The organism is Myxococcus vastator (assembly GCF_010894475.1).
GTDB classification, from domain to species: Bacteria; Myxococcota; Myxococcia; order Myxococcales; family Myxococcaceae; genus Myxococcus; species Myxococcus vastator.
This window is the reverse complement of sequence record NZ_JAAIYB010000611.1, coordinates 1-3853: the sequence shown is the minus strand read 5'-3', so window position 1 is coordinate 3853 and position 3853 is coordinate 1. Positions and strand designations below refer to the sequence as shown.

Here is a 3853-nt window from a genome sequence, read left to right as displayed (position 1 = left end):
CCCCCGCCCCAACGCGCCTGTGACTCGCATCGACCGACGCTCCCAGGACGGAAGGCCGCCCTTGTCCCCGCCGCGGCGAAAAGCCCGGTTCCAGGGTGGGGCCACGATTCCACGAGGGCTGTCCCCGCGCCAGTGACGCACCCCGTCGGCGCGGGCGCGCGCTTCCTTCCGGGGGGCAGGTCTCTGTCGACTTTCAGACACCTGCCGCCGCCATCCTCTGATTTCATGACAGACCGGAAATGCAAGATGTCCGCGTGATTCGGACTCCTCGGTGAACACGCAGGGTCCGCCTCACGGCCGTCCCCTTTTCGATGTGGAGGCAGTCATGACGACGTCCTCGTTCCTGTCGATGCGACCCCTGCGGTACGCGATGTTGTCCCTGTCGGTGCTGGCCTTCGCCCCCGCGGCGGCGGCGGCTCCGCCCTCAAAGTCCCTGAAGCCGCGCGCGCTCGTCGCCAAGCCCACCGGGCGCGAGCTGGCCGCGGACACCTACGTGGAGCGCATCGTGGTGAAGTTCCACGAAGGCAGCCGGGTGCGCCTGCGAGACCAGCAACTGGTGGCCCTGACGTCGGACCGGGACGCCGCGGAGCGCTCGCTGCTGGCCGGGCGCGGCCTGGGTGATGCGCGCCTGGAGGCCGACCTGGGCCACGTGACGTCGCTGCTGGAGCGTGCCCCGCGCACGGGCGCCATTGCCCGCCTGTTCGACGAGGCGGAGTCCACGCTGGAGGCGCGCAAGGCCGCGGGTGAGCGGCAGAGCGGCGAGCAGCTGGCGGACCTGAACCTGTACTTCGAAGTCCCCCTGATGCCGGGCACCACGTCCGAGCGCGTGACGGACCTGGTCGCCGCGCTCAACGCGCTGGACGGCGTCGAGGTGGCCTACGCCGAGCCGCCCCCCGAGCCGGCCATGGTGAACTTCGGCATGGACGCGGCGGTGCGTGGCCTGCTGGCGGCGGCGGACATCCCGCCCACCACGCCCTCCTACGAGAACAACCAGGGCTACCTCAACGCCGCGCCAGGCGGCGTCAACGCGAGGTACGCGTGGACGGTTCCGGGCGGCCAGGGGCAGAACGTGAAGGTGGTGGACATCGAGGGCGGCTGGCGCACCACCCACGAGGACATGCCCGTCCTCTTCCACACGGGCGGCACGCAGTACGCGGACCGGGGCTGGAGAGACCACGGCACGGCGGTGCTGGGTGAAATCGTGGGCACGCGCAACGCCTATGGCGTGACGGGCATCGCGCACCAGGCTCGGGCGGGCTACGAGTCCATCGGTGCGCAGAGCACCGCGAGCGCCATCACCAAGGCGGCCACGGCCGCGGGCCTGGGGGGCATCGTCCTCATCGAGCTGCACGCCCGCGGCCCCGCGGACGGCACGGCGTGCACGTGCAACACCGGCCAGTGCAACTACATCGCCATGGAGTACTGGCAGGCCAACTACGACGCCATCAAGACGGCCACCGCCAACGGCGTCATCGTCGTGGAGGCGGCGGGCAACGGCAGCGCGGACCTGGATGCGTCCGCGTACGGGAGCGCGTTCAACCGCAACACCCGGGACTCGGGGGCCATCTTCGTGGGCGGCAGCACGGCCACCACGCGCTCGCCCATGTGCTGGACGAACTTCGGCAGCCGCGTGGACGTGCATGGCTGGGGTGAGCGCGTCTACAGCATGGGCTACGGCAACGTGTTCGGCTCCAGCTACGGCGAGGACCAGTTCTACACGTCCAGCTTCAGCGGCACCTCCAGCGCGTCCCCCATCGTGGTGGGCGCCGCCGCCAGCGCGCAGGGCGTGGCCCTGGCCAACGGCCGCCGCCTGACGAGCGTGCAGATGCGCTCGCTGCTGCGCGCCAACGGCACCCCGCAGGCCGCCAACGCGCGCCAGATTGGTCCGCTGCCGGACCTGGCCAAGGCCCTGCCCAAGGTCATCTCGGGCAACTACTGAGCCGGATTCCCGGCACGCGCCCCCACCCTTCTCCATGCGGGACGGGTGGGGTGCGCCCCTGACGGGGAGGTGACTACCGCCCCCCGTAGCGGCGGTGGTCCACCATCAGGCAGCGGTCCTGCACCACCTGGATGCCCGCCTTCGCCAGCTTCTCCGCGGCGGCGTCGTTGCGGATGCCGGACTGGAACCACACCGCCGTCGGCTTCTTGGCGATGAGCTCGTCCACGTGCCCGTCGATGTCCTGCGGCCTGCGGAACACGTCCACCAGGTCCAGCTCGCCGGGCACATCCGTCAGCCGCCGGAACACCGGCTTGCCCAGGATGTGCGTCACGTCCGGGTAGTAAACGGGCACGGGCACCACCTCCACGCCCGCGCGCGCCAGGTAGTCCGGCACGTAGTAGGCCGGCTGCCCCGACTGCTGCTCCGTCTTGATGCCCAGCACCGCCACCCGCCGGGCACCTCTCACCACGCGCTCCACGCCTGCTTCGTCCTCGATGAGGTTCTGCTCCCAGCTCATCGCGCCTCCTCCTGGAGCCCCTCTGCCCGGGACTCCGTCGTGACAGTCCACGCTTCGCCCGCCACCGTCGCCCGCACCGTGAGCTGGCGGCTCACGGGCAGGAAACGCCCCCGGCCCAACAGCTGTTCTCCCTGGCAGGACACGCCCGGCGTCAGCGCTGGCCGGCCCGCCATCACCCACGCCTCCGACAGCGCGTCCGGCGCGTCCTCCGGCACCGCGTCCAGGCAGCGCAGGCCCAGCACCACCGCGTCTCCCAGCGGCGTGTCCCGCGTGCCCTGGACCGTGCGCTCCAGCACGTAGGCCACCTGGCTGTCGCCCACGGGCACCCGGTCCACCACCCAGCTCCGCTGGCCCTCCACGAGGTTGCTTTGGAAGAGGCCGGAGAACTTCACCTCCCACTCACGCCGCGCCCGCGTCTCCAGGGCCTCGGGTTCGAAGAAGCGCTCCAGCACGTCCGCCTCCGTGCCCGCGGGCGCCACCTGGCGGAGCGCCTCCCGCGCGGCTTCGGGGGCCACCAGCTTCACGAAGGTGCCATCCGCCGCCAGCCACGCCTGCAGCGTGAAGCGCGCCAGCACGTCCGCCACGCCGGTGGGGACCTCCTGGCCATTGCGCGTCAGCCGTGAGCGAGGCACGTCCTGCGCCAACAGCCAGCCTCCTTCGGAGGGCGTGAAGCGCGTCTGCGTGGTCAGCGCCACTTCCTCTCGAAGGGTGTCGCCCCGCCGCTCCACCGAACGCACGCTGCGCTGCGTCTCCGTGAGCACGCGGTCCACGGGCGGCTGGAAGTCCAGCCGCACCGACGCCGGCCGCGGCTCCGCGGGCGACACGGAGAGCGGCGCCTTGTGACTGCAGGCGATGGCGGTCAGTGACAGCAGGAGACTGGACGTCAGGGGGCCGGGGCGCATGCGCGGTCGCACGCTGGCAGAAAGCGCCAGCGCCCGCGAGCGCTTCCACCAGGCCTCCCCGCCCCCAACGCCCACCGGTTCACGGATGACGCGTCTGGCCGTCCGGAGCATCCTCCACCGCGTCCCGCCCGAGGTTGCTGCGGTCCCGGTTCACCCCGTCATCGTCGTCCATCGAGCCCCCCAGGGCGGAGCGCCGGGACGCCTCGGAGAGGTCCCGCTGCACGGCCTCACGGGTGGCGTACTCGCGGCGCGGCAGGCACTTGAAGAGGTTGATGACGTCGGGGGGAGCGCCTGCGTCAGCGGCAGCCGCCACCAACTGCTCCCGTTCGACGGGGTACTCCACCGCGTCGAGATGCGGGGTGATGGAGAGCGCAGGATCCTCCGCGAATCCATAAGCCATCGTCTGTCTGCCTTTCCGCCAGGGCGCCCTGGCCCCGGCCCCGGTGCGTTCGTGTGCAATGACAAGGTGGGGATGGCCGGGGCGCGGGACCACCC

General features: G+C 71.7%; 4 protein-coding genes. 1 reads left to right on the top strand and 3 read right to left on the bottom strand.

The genetic code is table 11. The annotated features are described in order from the left end of the window. Positions 1 to 325 precede the first annotated feature (325 nt). The gene (locus tag G4D87_RS34845; protein WP_163786981.1) at positions 326 to 1939 is read left to right on the top strand and encodes a S8 family peptidase; all 1614 of its coding nucleotides are present in this window, start codon (positions 326 to 328) and stop codon (positions 1937 to 1939) included. A gap of 73 nt (positions 1940 to 2012) precedes the next feature. Here the strand turns inward: G4D87_RS34845 and G4D87_RS34840 are convergent, their stop codons facing one another. The 3 genes from G4D87_RS34840 to G4D87_RS34830 form a co-directional block, all read right to left on the bottom strand. After that, complete coding sequence (locus tag G4D87_RS34840) at positions 2013 to 2456, bottom strand: CoA-binding protein (RefSeq protein WP_163786980.1); 444 nt, start codon at positions 2454 to 2456, stop codon at positions 2013 to 2015. Beyond that, positions 2453 to 3358, bottom strand: a complete 906-nt coding sequence (locus G4D87_RS34835) for a hypothetical protein (protein WP_163786979.1) — start codon at positions 3356 to 3358, stop codon at positions 2453 to 2455. Before G4D87_RS34835 ends, G4D87_RS34840 begins: the two co-directional genes overlap by 4 nt. Positions 3359 to 3437: 79 nt before the next feature. After that, positions 3438 to 3758, bottom strand: coding sequence for a DUF2795 domain-containing protein (locus tag G4D87_RS34830; RefSeq protein ID WP_205507839.1), 321 nt, complete (start codon positions 3756 to 3758; stop codon positions 3438 to 3440). Between the last annotated feature and the right edge of the window lie 95 nt (positions 3759 to 3853).